The 15,792-nt window shown below is 44.3% G+C and carries 16 protein-coding genes and 1 pseudogene; 11 read left to right on the top strand and 6 right to left on the bottom strand.

Translation table 11 applies throughout. The features are described 5' to 3' along the window. On the bottom strand, window positions 1–494 hold a 494-nt coding region (locus tag H580_RS25535), incomplete at its 3' end, for a peptidoglycan-binding domain-containing protein (RefSeq protein ID WP_169449370.1). A 287-nt stretch (window positions 495–781) separates the two neighbouring features. On the opposite strand from H580_RS25535, the gene H580_RS0114270 reads away from it, so the two are divergent. From H580_RS0114270 to H580_RS0114260, 3 genes are read left to right on the top strand one after another with little or no spacing between them, the layout of a single operon-like run. Beyond that, window positions 782–1,207 carry an SRPBCC family protein gene (locus H580_RS0114270; protein WP_028595379.1) on the top strand — a complete coding sequence of 142 codons (426 nt, stop codon included), beginning with the start codon at window positions 782–784 and terminating at the stop codon, window positions 1,205–1,207. Between the two features lies 1 nt (window position 1,208). After that, a complete protein-coding gene (locus H580_RS0114265; protein ID WP_028595378.1) occupies window positions 1,209–1,589 on the top strand; it encodes an ArsR/SmtB family transcription factor in 381 nt (126 codons plus the stop codon). A 29-nt stretch (window positions 1,590–1,618) separates the two neighbouring features. Further along, window positions 1,619–2,326, top strand: a complete 708-nt coding sequence (locus H580_RS0114260) for a DNA alkylation repair protein (protein ID WP_028595377.1) — start codon at window positions 1,619–1,621, stop codon at window positions 2,324–2,326. A 91-nt stretch (window positions 2,327–2,417) separates the two neighbouring features. On the opposite strand, the gene H580_RS0114255 is transcribed toward H580_RS0114260, so the two are convergent. Beyond that, on the bottom strand, window positions 2,418–3,530 hold the full coding sequence (locus tag H580_RS0114255; protein WP_028595376.1) for a chymotrypsin family serine protease: 1,113 nt from the start codon (window positions 3,528–3,530) through the stop codon (window positions 2,418–2,420). A gap of 184 nt (window positions 3,531–3,714) precedes the next feature. On the opposite strand from H580_RS0114255, the gene H580_RS0114250 reads away from it, so the two are divergent. From H580_RS0114250 to H580_RS0114220, 7 genes are all read left to right on the top strand, one after another. Beyond that, a complete protein-coding gene (locus H580_RS0114250) occupies window positions 3,715–4,326 on the top strand; it encodes a nitroreductase family protein (protein WP_028595375.1) in 612 nt (203 codons plus the stop codon). Window positions 4,327–4,515: 189 nt separating this feature from the next. After that, complete coding sequence (locus tag H580_RS0114245) at window positions 4,516–4,977, top strand: MarR family winged helix-turn-helix transcriptional regulator (protein ID WP_028595374.1); 462 nt, start codon at window positions 4,516–4,518, stop codon at window positions 4,975–4,977. 67 nt (window positions 4,978–5,044) lie between these two features. Further along, the gene (locus H580_RS0114240) at window positions 5,045–6,421 is read left to right on the top strand and encodes a serine hydrolase domain-containing protein (protein WP_036605287.1); all 1,377 of its coding nucleotides are present in this window, start codon (window positions 5,045–5,047) and stop codon (window positions 6,419–6,421) included. Between the two features lie 247 nt (window positions 6,422–6,668). Further along, a complete protein-coding gene (locus H580_RS24325) occupies window positions 6,669–7,934 on the top strand; it encodes a CapA family protein (protein WP_084509238.1) in 1,266 nt (421 codons plus the stop codon). A gap of 159 nt (window positions 7,935–8,093) precedes the next feature. Then, on the top strand, window positions 8,094–8,852 hold the full coding sequence (locus tag H580_RS0114230; RefSeq protein ID WP_028595372.1) for a threonine/serine exporter family protein: 759 nt from the start codon (window positions 8,094–8,096) through the stop codon (window positions 8,850–8,852). Window positions 8,853–8,876: 24 nt separating this feature from the next. Beyond that, window positions 8,877–9,320 (top strand): threonine/serine exporter family protein, encoded by a 444-nt coding sequence (locus H580_RS0114225; protein WP_028595371.1) that lies wholly within the window; start codon window positions 8,877–8,879, stop codon window positions 9,318–9,320. A gap of 124 nt (window positions 9,321–9,444) precedes the next feature. Next, window positions 9,445–10,806 (top strand): amino acid permease, encoded by a 1,362-nt coding sequence (locus H580_RS0114220; RefSeq protein WP_425414131.1) that lies wholly within the window; start codon window positions 9,445–9,447, stop codon window positions 10,804–10,806. A gap of 89 nt (window positions 10,807–10,895) precedes the next feature. On the opposite strand, the gene H580_RS0114215 is transcribed toward H580_RS0114220, so the two are convergent. The 3 genes from H580_RS0114215 to H580_RS24320 all read right to left on the bottom strand — a co-directional run bounded on the left by H580_RS0114215 (window position 10,896) and on the right by H580_RS24320 (window position 13,953). Next, a complete protein-coding gene (locus H580_RS0114215) occupies window positions 10,896–11,663 on the bottom strand; it encodes a YqcI/YcgG family protein (RefSeq protein ID WP_036605285.1) in 768 nt (255 codons plus the stop codon). A 96-nt stretch (window positions 11,664–11,759) separates the two neighbouring features. Beyond that, window positions 11,760–12,389 (bottom strand): LysE family transporter, encoded by a 630-nt coding sequence (locus tag H580_RS0114210; protein WP_028595368.1) that lies wholly within the window; start codon window positions 12,387–12,389, stop codon window positions 11,760–11,762. A gap of 187 nt (window positions 12,390–12,576) precedes the next feature. Further along, window positions 12,577–13,953, bottom strand: a complete 1,377-nt coding sequence (locus tag H580_RS24320; protein WP_051217473.1) for a carboxypeptidase-like regulatory domain-containing protein — start codon at window positions 13,951–13,953, stop codon at window positions 12,577–12,579. 179 nt (window positions 13,954–14,132) lie between these two features. Between H580_RS24320 and H580_RS24315 the strand changes: the two genes are divergently transcribed. Continuing rightward, window positions 14,133–15,302: a DUF418 domain-containing protein gene (locus H580_RS24315; RefSeq protein ID WP_084509240.1), complete on the top strand. Its 1,170-nt coding sequence runs from the start codon at window positions 14,133–14,135 to the stop codon at window positions 15,300–15,302. A 213-nt stretch (window positions 15,303–15,515) separates the two neighbouring features. Here H580_RS24315 and H580_RS24310 read toward each other — a convergent pair. Then, window positions 15,516–15,792: pseudogene (locus H580_RS24310) on the bottom strand (hypothetical protein); the annotation flags it as partial.

Below are 15,792 nucleotides of genomic sequence, written 5' to 3'. Positions count from 1 at the left end.
CCTTGCCCTTGGCCGGTGCCTTGCCCTTGGCCGGTGCCTTGCCCTTGGCCACTACCTTGCCCTTGGCCAGTGCCTTGCCCACTGCCTCGCAATCCGCCGTGGCCTCGACCACGATGATGCCTTGGAATTTTCACACTGTCATACGCATATAGAATTGCTTCTAGCGTCCGGTTATCTACATAGCCAGTTACCGGTAAGCCATGCTTCTTCTGAAAATGTTTGACCGCACGTACGGTTGCTTCATCGAAATAGCCATTTATGTTGCCATAGTAGCTTCCCAACACCTTCAACATACCTTGAACGACGTAAACATCAGGTCCTTTCGAACCTTTGCCAAGTGCTGAAGTCGTATTTGGCATACTAACGATCAGCGCAATAGCCAACATTAGAGTGGTGGCGCATTTCGCAATTGTCCACCCAGACTTTCTTGTATATTCGTGGGAGCCTACATTCCACTGCCACTGTTGCATACCATCTCCACCATCTTTCTTCATCTAAATTTCCAACAAGCATTACTATTTCCCCAAAGTTTCCTTTTCATTACGAAAATGTGCTGAATTTTAAGATCCTAGGTATTGGCTCTGCATCACGGAGGTTAGGCAGATGAAGGAAGGGGTTCTAAGTTGACTCAAGACGAATTGGTGACCTATACTTAACTTTAAAAGCGAAACCAAATGGTTTCGTATTAGGGCATAACAATTGTAAGAGCATATTGGATATTGAGTTTATTAACGAGCAATATATTGCACATATGGTTTGCTACCCTTAGGAGGAATTAACTATGAATCTCAACAATGCATCAACATTTGCGGAAGTTCGTAAAACCGTACAATTAAAGGCACCGATCCAAAAAGTATGGGATGCCGTTTCCACAGCAGAAGGAATCGCAGTGTGGTTTATGCCGAGTGATTTTGAACCTGTTGTTGGCCATAAGTTTCACTTGGAGGCTGGTCCGTTCGGTAAGTCGCCTTGTGAAGTGACTGAGATTGATCCGCCGCATAAGCTATCGTTTACATGGGGGAAAGATTGGACACTTACGTTCTTGCTGGAAGAGCAAGGAGATGTGACCGAGTTTACCCTTATCCATGGAGGTTGGGATGCAGATAAAGTTACGGAGTTCGGCCAAAGCCATACGGAGGTGCGTGAGCGTATGAGTCAAGGCTGGATAGGTATTTTGGAAAAACTGAGCAAGACGATTGAGGGTTAAGATGGCTGCTCCTCAACCGAAGTACGATGTGTTTCAGGCTATCTCAGATCCTACGCGTCGTCAGTTGTTAAGTCTGTTGAGTGAACAAGAGATGCCGGTTACCGCAATTAGCGGACATTTTCCAATGAGCCGAACCGCAGTTTCTAAGCATTTACGCATATTGGCCGAAGCAGGGCTCGTTAAAGATCGCAAGGTAGGTCGAGAAACACGTTATCGACTAGAGTCTGAACCACTACAAGAGTTGAAGCGTTGGTTATCCTATTACGAACGGTTCTGGGATAACAAGCTTTCGATGCTCAAACATTTTGTGGAGTCTGATTCTACAGATGAGGCAGAGCGTTATGGTAAGCTGGAACTGTTGAAGTCAGATCATAACGACTAGAGCAGTGACGAAAAGGTGGTATCGTTCCTTTGAGCATAGAAGAAATGATGAGCAAGCTGGAAGCGCTCGGTACAGAGCAAACGAAGAAAACACATATGCGCCATGGAGCTCCCGAGCCGTTGTTTGGGGTTAAAGTCGGTGACATGAAGAAGCTAGTCAAGTACGTCAAGAAAGATCAAGAACTGGCTTTAGCGCTATATGAGACGGGGAACTACGATGCTATGTATTTAGCAGGGTTGTCCGCTAGTCCCAAGTTGATGACAAAAGACCAGTTGCAGCGTTGGGTGAGTCAGGCCAAATGGCATGCACCTGCGGAATATACGGTGGCAAGTGTGGCAGCAGAGAGCGATTATGCGGTAGAGTTAGCCCGTGAATGGATTCGATCCGAGGTGGAAACGACAGCAATTTGTGGGTGGAGCACGTACGCTAACTTTTTATCTATCACACCAGATGAACAGTTGGATATCGAGGAAATACGTAGCTTGTTAGGGCAAGTAGCGCGTACAATTCATCAAGAACGCAATCGAGTACGATATACGATGAACGGATTTGTGATTAGTGTAGGCACCTATGTGAAAGCTCTTCACGATGAGGCGAAGGTTGTTGCAGCCCATATTGGAAAAGTAAGTGTAGATGTCGGCAATACAGCATGTAAAGTTCCGCTGGCAACGGACTATATAGTGAAAGTGGAGTCGATGAATCGTGTAGGGCATAAGCGAAAGACTTGTATTTGTTAGACGTGAAATGTAAACATGATGCAGTGGAACAAAGAACCCTATCACAGGGTTCTTTGTGTTTTTCCCTGAAGCTAATGAAAGATAAGCGTTGCTAAAATGGGTAATTGGTGATTTCTGTTGCTTTTTGAGCTAGTACTGACCTTAGCTTGCTTATCTGCTTTTTCGTTAAAGGACGGGTATAGGAGTAGCTTTTCATCCGAATCCCTTTAATATCTCCTGCTCCTAGATTCGGCTGAGCAACCCGCACATCGAATAACTGAGAGAACCAGTTGAAAGGGTAGGAAATGGAGCGCAGTCCATCCTCGAAACCTGCGTAGTTTACAGCGGCAGCATAATTATCGCTGCTGCGCAGCCAGATCGATCCAGAGTCACCTGGCAATGAAGTAGGTGTCGCACCTAAAATGACAGACTGATCACGGAACTGAATGACACCAAGTCCACCGTAATCTCCGTAGTTCACGGTGAAATCGGTATGCACAGATTCTACTGTACCTGTAACAGCGCCTGTCGTACGACCTACTTTTTTGAACACTTCGCCAACCCGATACGTTAATAAATGGCCTGGTATGACTCCAACTGTCGCGTAAGTGGGACTTAATAAACGGTTGTCTAGTGGAATGCAAGTGGCTGCATCGAGATAGTTGTCGCCTGTTTTTTGCAAAGGGATGAATCTATCTAATCTGCCGATTTCGTCCGTGGTTGCTTGCCCACTGTCAGCAGCTCCAGGCTGAATCGTTTCGGTATAATCTGCTGAATTGTTGCGGTTGAGAACATGGTTGTTGCTGCATACGTAATATTGGGTTCGAGCAGGATAGTTAATGGCAATCAAACCACCCGTTCCAGATGCCCCAGGGGAACCGGGTAGTGAGGGATATCCTACGCTATAGCCGCCGGGAACGGGACGGATGCGATCGGTATAAGGGGCGACTTTAGCCTTGGCATCATAAAAAACTTTAACTTTTCCAGACACAATGGTGCGTATCGGAACTTGCACGACTTTGCCTTGTACGGTTGTAGATACGGCTGTTGGAACAGAGCTTGTACTTACGGCAGAAGCAGTTTCTGCATAGATAATTACGCATGCGCCTTGCTTGGGCTGCTTCGGATTTTTATAGCCAACACCAACACCGACAACTCCTTTCTTTTGGAGCAATTGATCGGCATGTTTAATTTTGGCTCTGTAAGCTGCGTAGAAATTAGCCATGTACGTCCCTCACTTCGTATAGATTCTGAGCCATATTATGCATGCGGGCGGGCGAGTGTAATGGGCAATCTCCTTATAGGCACAGATAATAGCTAGTGATTGACAGCAAAATCAATTTTCCTATACACTATATTTACTTACAAAATATAAGTAGATTACTTTCTGATGAGGAGCTATAACGATCATGACGAAATCATTTTCAGAAGTGGCTAATGAGCGCCGCTCCGTAAAAGTATACGATACAAATGCAGAGATTTCCCGCGAAGAACTGACAGAGATTCTTGATCTAACAGCGAAATCTCCTTCTGCTTGGAACTTGCAGCATTGGAGATTTGTAGTAATCCAGAGCACAGAATCGAAGCAGAAGCTTCTTCCTATTGCTTACAATCAACAGCAAGTCGTAGATGCGTCTGCTACAGTAGCGATCTTGGGTGATACAGAAGCTTATCGTCACTTCGATGATGTATTTTTGCCTGCAGTCAAAGCGGGCTTCTTGGCAGAAGAGGTTGCAGCATCATTGCAAGGTCAAATCAATCGCGCATATGGAGATAAGCAGGTCGCTCATAATGCTGCGTTGATTAATGGCTCCTTGGCAGCGATGACATTTATGTATGCAGCACAAGAGCGCGGCTGGAGAACAAATGCAATCGGAGGTTTCCACGCTCCTTCCTTCATGAAAGAGTTCGAAGTTGATGAGCGCTATGTGCCGATTATGCTAATTACGATCGGTAAAGAAAAACAAGAAGGACGTCCTTCGTCTCGTATTCCTGTTGCTCAATTAACAGATTGGAAATAACAACGATAGTAAGTGGTAGTTAACATCTTAATAGCTTACGGCTTCATAGCGGCTGTTCTCTAGTACCGACTGTACTGGGGGCAGTCGTTTTTTCATTGTTACAGGTAATTATGTGGGTTGAAAATTGTGGAAAATAATGATACCTTATTATTAAGTTAACTTAACAATAAGGAGAGCTTAACATTTAAGATGAATAAACAAATAAATGAACTTATTCCCATTGTAAGAGAAATAAATGAAGCAGAGTATGAGCTTAACACGATGCTGCTGCCCTATTATCAACAGGTTATGGAGCTCGATTTATCCGTGAAGCAGGCTTTAATTCTTGAAGTCTTGTATAAACAGAAGCAAGTAACCGTTCGAGAAATTGCGGGACAAATGAAGGTGTCATCGAGCGCTGTCAGTCAAATTATTAGTAAGCTAGATAAAGCCAAATATGTGAAGCGGGAGATCAACCCGAATAACAGGCGAGAAATATTAGTGAGCTTGGGTGAAAAGGGCGAGGATTATTTCGCACAAATGCAGCAGGTTGAACAGGACATCATTGAGCGCTATTATACAAAGTTAACGATGGATGAGGTGATGCAGCTCAAGCATATTACGCTCAAGCTGAAAAGTATTGTCGAGCAGGAGTTGGCTGGCCGAGACTGATACAGAACAGACTCTAGCATCACAAAAGGACCATACAGGATTGAATATGGGATAGGAGGAGCTAGTTATGAGTAGATTAATTGCGGATAAACAACAACAGCTAGAAACGTTATTCAATATCCTTGCGGAGAGAGGACAGTTCAATGGAGCGGTTCTAGTAGCAGAGCAAGGGCAGGTTATTTATGATGGTGCGTTCGGGTATGCAAATGTGGAGAAGGGGCAGCTGCTAAACAAAGATTCTATTTTTGAGCTGGCATCTGTATCCAAGCCGATTACCGCCTTGGGCGTTATACTGTTGGCTCAAGATGGCAAGCTGCAAGTTGATGACTTGGTAGAGAAATGGATTCCAGAGCTGCCTTATCAATCCATTACGATTAAGAATCTGCTGCAGCATACTTCGGGATTGCCTGACTATATGACTTTGTTTACGGAACACTGGGACAAAGATGATATTGCGAACAATCAAAGTATGTTGGAGCTGTTAGTCGAGCATCAACCTGAAGTCCGTTTTGCCCCCGGAGATAAGTGGGAATATAGCAATACGGGATATGTGCTGCTTGCCATTATTGTGGAGCGAGTAAGCGGCAAGAGCTTCCCAGACTTTATGAAAGAGCATTTATTTGAGCCTTTTGGTATGAAAGATACGCTTATATATAACCGCAGATATTCTGGTTCAACGATCGACAACTATGCATTCGGATATGTGTGGGATGTGAAAGAGGAACGCTTCGTGCTTCCAGACACACTTCCTGAGACAGAAATGGTTATCTATTTGGATGGTATGCAAGGTGACGGTACTGTGAATTCAACTCTTGCTGATTTATTGAAATTGGATCAAGCTTTAAGCAAAGGTGAGTTGATCACAAAAGAATCGCTGGTAGAGGCATTTACACCTACACGGTTGAATAACGGGGAAACGTTCCCCTATGGTTACGGTTGGCTTATCTCTAAGGAGGATAACCGAGGGATGCTAGTTAGCCACAGTGGTGGATGGCCTGGTTATGCAACGGATTATAAGCGATATATTGAGCAAAAAAAGACCGTCATTTTTCTCAATAATGTAATCCATGATCTAGGCTATCTTCAGGCCATAGAAAAGGCTGTAGAACATATATTATTTGATGAGCCTTATGAGGTACCTGCCTTTACACCTCCGAGAAAATCTATCCAAGTATCCCCCGATATTTATAATAATTACAAGGGTTGTTATCGGTTTGAGAAAGAAGATAATGCGGTGCAAGCAGAAGTTGATACCGAAGATGATCGCTTGCTTCTGACGATTGACGGTCAGATTATGGCTCTTCACCCTGCAACAGAGACGCGTTATTTTATTCACCAAACAACAATTGAATTGGAGTTTGTAGAAATAAGTGATGAGAAGGCACGTGCTTTCATCTTGTATGAAGGGGAAGAGCCAGAGCGTGCTGTAAGAATAGATTGTTAGATTGATTAAACCAAACGATTCATTTCTCCTCTCCTCTAAAATGGAACAAGTTATAACAGCCGCTGCTGAGAACTTTATGCCCGTTCTCTTATGCAGCGGCTTATTACATACATAATGAATGCATATTTTTGTAAATTCGTTAATATTAAAGAAATTGAGACCTTTTTCCTTGCACGCTAGTATATGATGGATCATAAATTTAGGCTTATATAGCTAATGGAACAACGAAGTGAAGGAGCTCTACGGCATGCGTATGTCTAGAAAGAAACGCCATAAATATCGTTTTCACCCCCTGTTTTGGGCTACGTGGACATTATTGCTTATTGCGATTGGTGGTGTGCTCGTATGGATGCAGCAAGAAGGGCTGCAACTCAATCTAAACCATTCGCCTTCAATCGCCCAGCATAAAGGTGTGGAACAAGTACAGATTCAGAAACAACCAGTAACGAGTCCTACAGCGAAGCAGCCGAGCCAAGCCCCGCAGGGACCGAGTAGTAACGAAGAAGTGGGGAATGCGGTACGTAAACGGGATCCAAATAAACAGCAATCCGCCTCTCCGCACGAACCGATACACCTTTTGTTCGCTGGAGATGCGATGATGGATTGGTCAGTGAAAGAGACAATCCGCAAGAAAGGCACGGATTATCCGTATGTTCACGTAAAGTCAGAAATTGAAAAGGCGGATTATGCCTTTGTTAACTTGGAAACGGCCATTACAACGCATCATGTGAAAGATACGAATCAGCTATATAACTTCAAGTCTGATCCAATTGCATTAAAAGGATTGAAAAATGCGGGCTTCGATCTCGTGTCTATTGCGAACAACCATACGCTTGACTTTATGGATAAAGGATTCCTTGATACGCTCAAGCATTTAGAGAAGGCGGATCTCCCCTATGTAGGTGGAGGAAGAACCGAAGAAGAGGCATACAAAGCCCACACGGTAGAGTTGAATGGCAAGAAAGTGAAGTTTTTAGCCTTTTCACGCTTCATCCCTCAAACGTATTGGTTCGCTAATGGCAACGAGCCGGGTATTGCTGAAGCCTATAATAAATCTAGTGTACTGCCTGTCATCAAGCGTGAGCGTAAAGACTGCGATTACTTGCTCGTGTACATGCACTGGGGTGTGGAGAAAGAGAATCGTCCTGCTCCTTGGCAGCGCACGTATGCCAAAGAGATTATTGATGCAGGAGCGGATGCTATCGTCGGCAGCCATGTGCACGTATTGCAAGGCTTTGAATTTTATAAAGGTAAGCCGATTGCCTATTCTATTGGGAACTTCCTTTTCCCCAATTATGTAAAGGGGCGCAATGCAGATACGGGACTGCTGCATCTTACATTAGATAACGGACAGGTGAGTATGGCGTTTGATCCGTACTACATTAAGAACGATCAGATTGTGAAACGTGATAGTAAATACGTGGAGAGTCAATATAACTATTTGGAGTCCATCTCCTACAAAGCTGTGATGAATGCCAATCAAGTTGAACCTGCTGTAAAAGCAAGTCGGTAGCCAAATTGGTGCCACATTAGTGGATAAATGGAGTGCTTATCTGTCATCTTAGACAGGAAGGCACTCTTTTTTCATGAAAATGAAGCAGACATTTCTTTCAAAAACGATCGGAAAAGGATATAATCCTGATAATTGCTACTTCGTAGGAGAGATTCATTCATGCACGTTCATCCGAATGGAAATGTTGAGATTACACAAATATGCTTATTGGCAGGGAAAATTATGCTGGCTAGCGGTGCGGAAACGTATCGTGTAGAAGATACGATGATGCGAATTGCTGATGCCTATGGATATGAGAACTCTCACAGCTATGTAACTCCAACAGGTATTATTTTTGCAATTAATGGAGCTGTATCTACAACAAGGTTATTTCGGATCGCGACTCGTTCAACAGACCTACAAAAGGTAACTTTGGTTAACGATATCTCAAGAGCGATCACGAGAGGCGAATTATCGCCAGAAGAGGCATATAAGAAGCTGAAACGAATAGATAGCGCGAATCTAGCTTATCCTGTGTGGTTACAGATTGCTGCTGCAGCGATTTCAAGCGGCTGCTTCGCCATTATGTTCCGCGGAACATGGCCAGACTTCTTGCCAGCGCTAATCGCAGGCGGGATCGGATTTGTGTCTTATATTTATGTACACAGGTTGATTCCAATCAAGTTCTTCGCTGAATTTATGGCTGCGACGATCACTGGTTTACTATCTTATTTCTGTTATCAGGCAGGGTTAGGGAATGAGCTGGATAAAATTATAATTAGCGCCGTGATGCCGCTCGTACCGGGTTTAGTCATAACGAACGCGGTGCGGGACTTGATGGCAGGACACCTTGTATCAGGCTTGTCTAAGGGTGCAGAGGCGTTTCTGACCGCCTTCGCCATTGGAGCGGGCATTGCTTTTGTTATGTCGATTTATTAACGGAGGAAACGGGGTAGGATTGCCATGCTCACGGAGCATTTGATTACAAGCTTTATTTCTACGGCTGGATTTGGCATTATCTTTAACGTACCGCGCAGAACGCTGCTGCAATGTGGTTTCGTTGGTATGGCCGGCTGGTGTGTATATATTGTTCTTAGTATCAATATGGGCATTGATGTCATTCCAGCTACATTAGCGGCCTCGTTCCTCGTTGCTGTCGTCAGTCAACTGTTCGCAAGGCTGTACAAGGTGCCGATTATCGTTTACAGTGTAGCCGGTATCATTCCGCTCGTACCTGGGGGGGTGGCCTACGATGCGATGAGAAAAATGGTGGAAAACAACTATACGCTAGCTATCGAATTGACGATTAAAGCTTTTATGTTATCAGGTAGCATCGCGATTGGCCTTGTCTTCTCTGAGGTCGTCAATCAAATTATAAGAAAATATCAAGCGGGTGCGCGTTATTAAGCTGGAAGGGCCAATCGTATGGATGTGCGAAAGGCTGTGTCTGGCTTTTTCTATTTGTGAGTTACATAAAGCTCCTTCCTCAAGACCATAGTAAGATCTATCGGGTATGGAAGGGATAAGCACAATGGCTAATACGAAGCACCATAACAATCGAAGACAACGTTCATCTGAATCAACAAGTGCTAAAATGCCTTGGTGGCGACTATCCTTGTTCGGCATCGGTTGTACATTAGGAACGGGATTCTTTTTAGGTACGAGCATAGCGATCCAAAAAAGCGGTTATGCCATCTTGCTATTGCTGCTACTTGCTGCAATTGGCACTTACTTTGTCCTGCAGGCACTAGCGAAGCTAACTGCTATGGAGCCTGCTAAAGGCTCCTTTCGAACGTATGCCAAACTTGCATTTGGGCGATGGGCTGGCTTTGGCAGCGGATGGTTATATTGGTCCTCAGAAATGCTTATTTTGGGCAGCTCTTTGATGGCGCTCGGACTATTTTCGCAGCTGTGGTTTCCTAGCATACCACTATGGATGTTTGCAACTGGCTATGCGCTGTTGGGGATGGTTGTAATTTTCTTTGGCATAAAAGTGCTAGAAGCAACGCAAAGTGTACTAGCTATCGTCAAGCTAGCGGCGCTCGTCATGTTTATTATGATTGGAGTTGGTGTAGTATTTGGCTTGTTCAAAGGAACGAGTTCTGCCATCTCCTATGAGCAGCTTACACAACGCTTCTTTTCATCAGGCGTGATGGGGATATGGAAGGCGTTTATTTATGCTTTCTATGCTTTTGCAGGCATTGAAGTAATGGGCTTGATGGCAGCTGAATTAGAACACCCCGAGGAGGCATCGAAGGCAGGAGGAGTCATGTTGGCTACTACTATTTCACTTTATCTGGCTGCTATTGCTCTTGTCTTATTGTGGGTTCCGCTAGAGCAGCTTCCTGTATCGGAAAGTCCGTTTATTAGTGCCTTAAGACATGGGGGAATGCCCATTATCGTAAATATATTTAATGGCGTGCTTATTGTTGCGGGCTTTTCATCCGTTGCTGCTTCGCTGTATGCGGTTACTATTGTGTTAGTAACGCTGGCAGAAGACGGTGATGCCCCCCGAGGGCTGTCCGCTCAAAAAGGGAAGCGTGATTTCCCGCTTTCCGCATTAGGTGTCACTTGTGCGGGTACTATCGTCTCCATCGTACTTGCGTACTTTATTCCAAAGCGTATTTTCGAGCATATTACGACGGCAGGCGGCCTTGTGCTAATGTACACGTGGGCAAGTGTAGTTCTCTCTTATTTGAAGCTTATACCGCTGAACTGGTGGGGGAAAATGCAGGCTATTATTGCCCTGCTGCTAATTGGACTTGCAGTCGTAGGCACAGTGTGGGACAAGTCGAGCAGGCCAGGGCTATTTGTCAGCTTACTGTTCGTTGCGGTTATCGGAGGGGTCACGTTTATGATGCATCAGAGGTGGAAACAAGATGGAGCGCATTAGCAGCCTAGCATAATGCTCTAGAGATCGAGATGTGAACGGGTCTCAGAGCATTATGCCATTTCAACATTCCAATCCACTCTTGCGCGGCTTTAAGAGCGTATTTTTTTAAATACATTTTTCATATAAGAAAAAGGGCATTTTGAAGGCAGTTCATCTTGGTCTCGTAAAAAATATTGTTTCCACTCCAAATTGCCCTCTTGTCCGTACCATTGCAAGGATGAGTGAATAGGGATCTCGTCATAATCAGCTAGTCGCTTGCGTATAGCTTTCTTCAGGTTGTTGCCAAGAGGAGTAGAAGCGTTAATGTTCTCAAATACCCAACGGGGTTGAAACGCAAGGATGAAGTGGGAGAACCAACGGCTGCGGCGTAAGACATGAGCTGGTGTCGCGCAGAACGCGAAATAGGGCTCTCCATCAAAGCAAAATTCCCAACTCGGCTGAGCAGGGTCCTTGGCGATATGCTCTGGCCAATCCTTAGTATCATGACTGCTGACACGGCTTAATAAAGACCAAAATAGTTCTTCATACTGTTCAATCGTAGAACGCCCGATCGAATCTTCAGGGGTATCGAACAGAACGACTAAGGAGGCGTACGGACCTGTTTCTCGGGAGCACTCTCCATACTGTTGCAATAGAGAGGCCAAATGGGCAGGTGCATGCTCGGTCCTTGCATCATCAACGAAACCGAATCGCAAGCTGTCTGCTAGAAATCCTAGTCTCGCAGGTACACAAGGATAAGTATTCTCCTTGTCAGCGACCATCTCTACGAAGTTGCGGTATGCATGCTGCTGCCATCGGGGCAGTTCCAGTAGATTAGCTTCGATCCAGCTCTTTGTGAGCAGTGTTGGAACAGACATCGTTCCACCTCCACTTTTTTGCTACATCTTATGGAGTGGAGAGGAACTGGGTGACTGTCCCGATAAATAGTTGTAGAAAAGGGGTAACTCAGCTGTTTATCCGAATATAGAGATGATTGCTTCTATGCCGAAATAAATCCCAAAGCCAATAAGGGATAGTCCAGAGAGCAGGGAAATGATTTGCAATACAAGTGAGCTTCCATATCGATACAATGTACTGGCGAAGCCTGCCATAATGAAGTCCCATAATAAAATACCTACGAAGATCCCAGCACTATAAAATAAAATGTGCCCTACACCTTGTGATTCCACGGTTTTAGCTAATACAGCACCATAAATACCTAGCCAGAACAGTATGCTGAGAGGGCTGGAGATTGCCATTAGAAATCCCGATAGAAATGACTTAGAAGCTGGCTCTGCGCTGCGGTATTGCAGCGCATGCTGCTGTTGCTTTACGTTCATAAGTGTCTCAATACCGGTATACATAAGGACAAAGAAGCCGAAAGACCACAGAAACGTTTGCATAAACGGTGTAGTGAGAAAGTGAGCAACGCCAAAATAAATAAGCAGCATAAAGATAAGATCTGCGACCATAGCGCCTAGGCCGACAAGCCAAGCGTGCAGGAAGCCGTATTTTGCACCGCGTTCAAGCTGGGCAGCATTTACAGGGCCAATCGGGGCTGATAGTGAAATCCCGAGAAAGACATAGGTTAGAAATGCATTCATAATGATCACTCCCCATCTCCTACAAATTAAATAGTACAAGGTGTACAAGTCATCGTATGCATGGCATGCTGGGGATAGACGTCATTTTGAGAAAAGAAAGGTCCTGATTATTCCTTTGTCCACAAGGAATAGCCAAGACCTTATTTCGTATTATTTAGTATGGAGTATAAAAGAAGCTAGAACTAGCTTATCCCGTCCAAATAGAGTAAGCCCAATGGTAGAGGGAAGTATCATTGGAGCTTAACGAGTTTCCGTTGTAGTAGACGCCAAGCGGGATAATATCAAAGTAGTGTGTGGATACCGTCACAGGTGAGCTGTATTGCCCAGCAGCTGGTTGTACGCCGTTAATCGTAACCGTAAAGGCACCACTCGGGCCTGTGTTTGTACTTGCTTGATAAACTTTATTATTGATGACGGTCTGGAAAGCAACGGTGATCGGGGCGTTGAAGGCAGGTGCGCCAGAAGCATCGTAAGCCGTACCTGAAATCGTTATTGAATTTTTAAATCTCCATTTCAAGCCATATCCATAGTTAATGCGTTGCCCGGCGTTAATATCGGATATGGTGCTAACGTGAGAAATAGTTACTTTCGTAGGTGCTTTAAACTCAGTAATGGCTAAGTTGTATGTTTTTGTAGCATCAAATCCGGATAAGGATTGTACACGAACATAATAAGTACCTGCCGCAAAGTTGGCGATGAGATCCTGATTCGTATTTTGATTAATCGTTCCTATAGATTGCAGGTTCTGATTGAATATTTGAGCTTGGTAATTCGTATTAGGGGCGGTATTGTTAAATTTGAGACGGAATGACTTTTGCGCTGTGACAGTAAGTTTGATCCAGTCCTCATCAAACAAGTTATCGATGGTTTGGTTTACATGGATACCGTTAGTGAGCGGCTTAGCTTTCCAGATGTTATCATCAGGCTCGGCGCTGTCATACACAGGAGACTCTTGGATCGTAAATAAATACGGATTGACTGCATCGAAGCCTGCTTGTGCGTTGACAGCTACATAATAGATGCCAGCTGGAGCAATGCGGCTTAATAGCTCGTTTGTATTTGGACCATAGGAGGAGATTTCCTGTTCGACTAAGTTGTAAGTAGTCGTATCCAAGCGGAATAAGTGCAAGTTGTAATCGATGGATGCATTTTGTACGGTTTGCAAATAGACGGTTAGCTTTCCAGGATTGGTCGTTTGGAATGTATACCAGCGTTGACCGTTCGCTTCGGCGATTGTATCGGAATAAACAACGGAAGTGACAACAGGAATTGCAGTGTTTGGATTGTTGTGTATGGCAGATGGTGTTGGATTCGTAGTAGCCAGTGGAGATTCCGTCGTTAATGTAGATGCTTTCGTAGGTGTAGATGATGCTTGTTGAGCATGTTGGAGTTGGAGCTTGTCCTGCTGAAGATGATCCGGTACGGCATGTTGCTCAAGTGAAGTGGCATTCAAGGCAGCCTGTGGAATACTGGGGGAAGCTGTTATTGGGCCGTGAGGCCATAATACACTTCCTAGTAAAGCGATGGACAGCATGAGTGGACCGAACAACGAACCTTTTCTCATATAAACACCCTTCCTATTAAGTTGGTCACCTTACATCTTTTATATTCCATCTTTTTCTACTTGTTCGCAATAGGTTAAGTGAAATTTAATAATAGATGGCTTTGTTTTTGTCTTTTTGATGAAATATAGTGACAGCATAGGTTGTTATGCATCTTACGTGAGGAGGAGATTCATTGTCCATGCAAATACAGAAAAGTCAGCGGATCGATACAATGGATATTATTCGGGGATTTGCGATTATCGGTATTTTTATCGTTAACTTTCCGGAGATGGTTGGTAGTGGCGTTTTATTTTACGATACGGCATTTGGTTCAGATGCGGTAGTAAGATGGTTGTATGACTTATTTATTCAAACGAAGTTTTATACGATCTTTGCCTTTTTATTCGGAGCGGGTTTCCATCTCTTTATGAAAAGCGCAGAAAATCGGGGACTATCTGCAAATAAACTGATGAGCAGACGTCTGTTGCTTCTATTCGTAGTCGGCGTTGCTCATGTCGTGCTGTTATGGATTGGAGACATCCTAAATACGTACGCGTTGGCGGGTTTGCTGCTACTCCTTTTTTATAAGCGTTCATCAAAGACGCTCATCGTCTGGAGTTTGGTTATGTTGAGTATATTCAACGGCTTACTAGCATTGACGGCGTTCATACCTGCTGATCAATATGCCGATGTGAGTGTACTTCTGCCGCATGTACCGAATATGAGTGAGCGGATGACCTTCTTCCTTACAATTGGCTTGCCGAATAGCTTGTTGATGCTGCTTGATATCGTAAGCTGTGCCTTGATAGGGATATTTGCTGCACGTCAAGGCTGGTTCCAGCCTCGTGAGGAGCAGAGAAAGAACATAAGAATGGTGCAGTGGAGCGCACTTATTTTAACAGGATTGTTGTTTATTCCTATGGTGCAAGTGTTTATGTCTAGCCCAAGTGCGTATCAACCTTCGGACGTAACGTTCTATACGCATGTAACAGGAAAAGCATTAGCGGTTTTCTATGTATGTACATTGCTGCGGCTCGTGGCCCGTTACGGGGCGAAATCTTTCCAGGGGCTATCTGCATTAGGTCGGATGGCATTTACCAACTATTTAATGCAAACCATTATCACGATGGGGGTCCTGCACTTCATTTGGCAAGAGGCTGGGGATGCTCCTCTGTGGATGGGGGCAATAATTGCTCTTGTTGTGGTTTCGTTACAAATATTATTTAGCCGCTGGTGGCTGAAACGCTACAACATGGGTCCGCTGGAATGGCTGTGGCGTGCTGGCACGTATGGAGGCTTTAGTCCTTTGCGACGTGCAGTACTTGGTAAGGAAAACGTACAGTCCAGTACAGAGAGCAGCTCATCTTAGTTATTATCTATACATTTCAGATATGCAAATGAAATAGCCATCCTCTTTGTAAGTATCGCGTAGTATGTACGGGATATTGTGAGCGGATGGCTATTTTTATAGCTTTATAAGTAAATGGTTATTGGATGAAGTAGTAATTAGCAAGTTTGTTAGAGTTGGTTGGTTAATCATGGTGAATTGTTGTAAACAATATCCTCGGGCGTTGTGTTTGTATTAATTATCAAGGTTGGACAAATGCTCAGTCTTCGCCTGGAGTCTGGTCGTCCTAGCACTTAACACATCAATCACATGGTCGGTTTCCTCTTGGCGTTCGTTGATTTCGGTCACATTGGAATCAACTACTTTCAAGAGTGCAAGCACATCCTCTTGCTGCTGCTTTTCAATACGAATTACAGTTTCTTTGATTCCAGTAATGTCTGACCCTATATTAGTCACTTTGGATTCGATGCTGTCTATTCTTGACTCTATATTAGTCACTTTGGATTCGATG

This window comes from Paenibacillus assamensis DSM 18201, assembly GCF_000422445.1.
Taxonomy (GTDB): Bacteria; Bacillota; Bacilli; order Paenibacillales; family Paenibacillaceae; genus Paenibacillus_B; species Paenibacillus_B assamensis.
The sequence above is the reverse complement of the archived record's forward strand: the minus strand, read 5'-3'. Positions and strand labels throughout refer to the sequence as shown.

Coding starts and splice junctions, on each gene's coding strand:
- H580_RS24325 (WP_084509238.1), top strand. CDS start 6,669: ATGCGTATGTCTAGAAAGAAACGCCATAAATATCGTTTTCACCCCCTG.
- H580_RS0114265 (WP_028595378.1), top strand. CDS start 1,209: ATGGCTGCTCCTCAACCGAAGTACGATGTGTTTCAGGCTATCTCAGAT.
- H580_RS0114240 (WP_036605287.1), top strand. CDS start 5,045: ATGAGTAGATTAATTGCGGATAAACAACAACAGCTAGAAACGTTATTC.
- H580_RS0114270 (WP_028595379.1), top strand. CDS start 782: ATGAATCTCAACAATGCATCAACATTTGCGGAAGTTCGTAAAACCGTA.
- H580_RS0114245 (WP_028595374.1), top strand. CDS start 4,516: ATGAATAAACAAATAAATGAACTTATTCCCATTGTAAGAGAAATAAAT.
- H580_RS24320 (WP_051217473.1), bottom strand. CDS start 13,953: ATGAGAAAAGGTTCGTTGTTCGGTCCACTCATGCTGTCCATCGCTTTA.
- H580_RS0114210 (WP_028595368.1), bottom strand. CDS start 12,389: ATGAATGCATTTCTAACCTATGTCTTTCTCGGGATTTCACTATCAGCC.
- H580_RS0114220 (WP_425414131.1), top strand. CDS start 9,445: ATGGCTAATACGAAGCACCATAACAATCGAAGACAACGTTCATCTGAA.
- H580_RS24315 (WP_084509240.1), top strand. CDS start 14,133: ATGCAAATACAGAAAAGTCAGCGGATCGATACAATGGATATTATTCGG.
- H580_RS0114230 (WP_028595372.1), top strand. CDS start 8,094: ATGCACGTTCATCCGAATGGAAATGTTGAGATTACACAAATATGCTTA.
- H580_RS0114215 (WP_036605285.1), bottom strand. CDS start 11,663: ATGTCTGTTCCAACACTGCTCACAAAGAGCTGGATCGAAGCTAATCTA.
- H580_RS0114225 (WP_028595371.1), top strand. CDS start 8,877: ATGCTCACGGAGCATTTGATTACAAGCTTTATTTCTACGGCTGGATTT.
- H580_RS0114255 (WP_028595376.1), bottom strand. CDS start 3,530: ATGGCTAATTTCTACGCAGCTTACAGAGCCAAAATTAAACATGCCGAT.
- H580_RS0114250 (WP_028595375.1), top strand. CDS start 3,715: ATGACGAAATCATTTTCAGAAGTGGCTAATGAGCGCCGCTCCGTAAAA.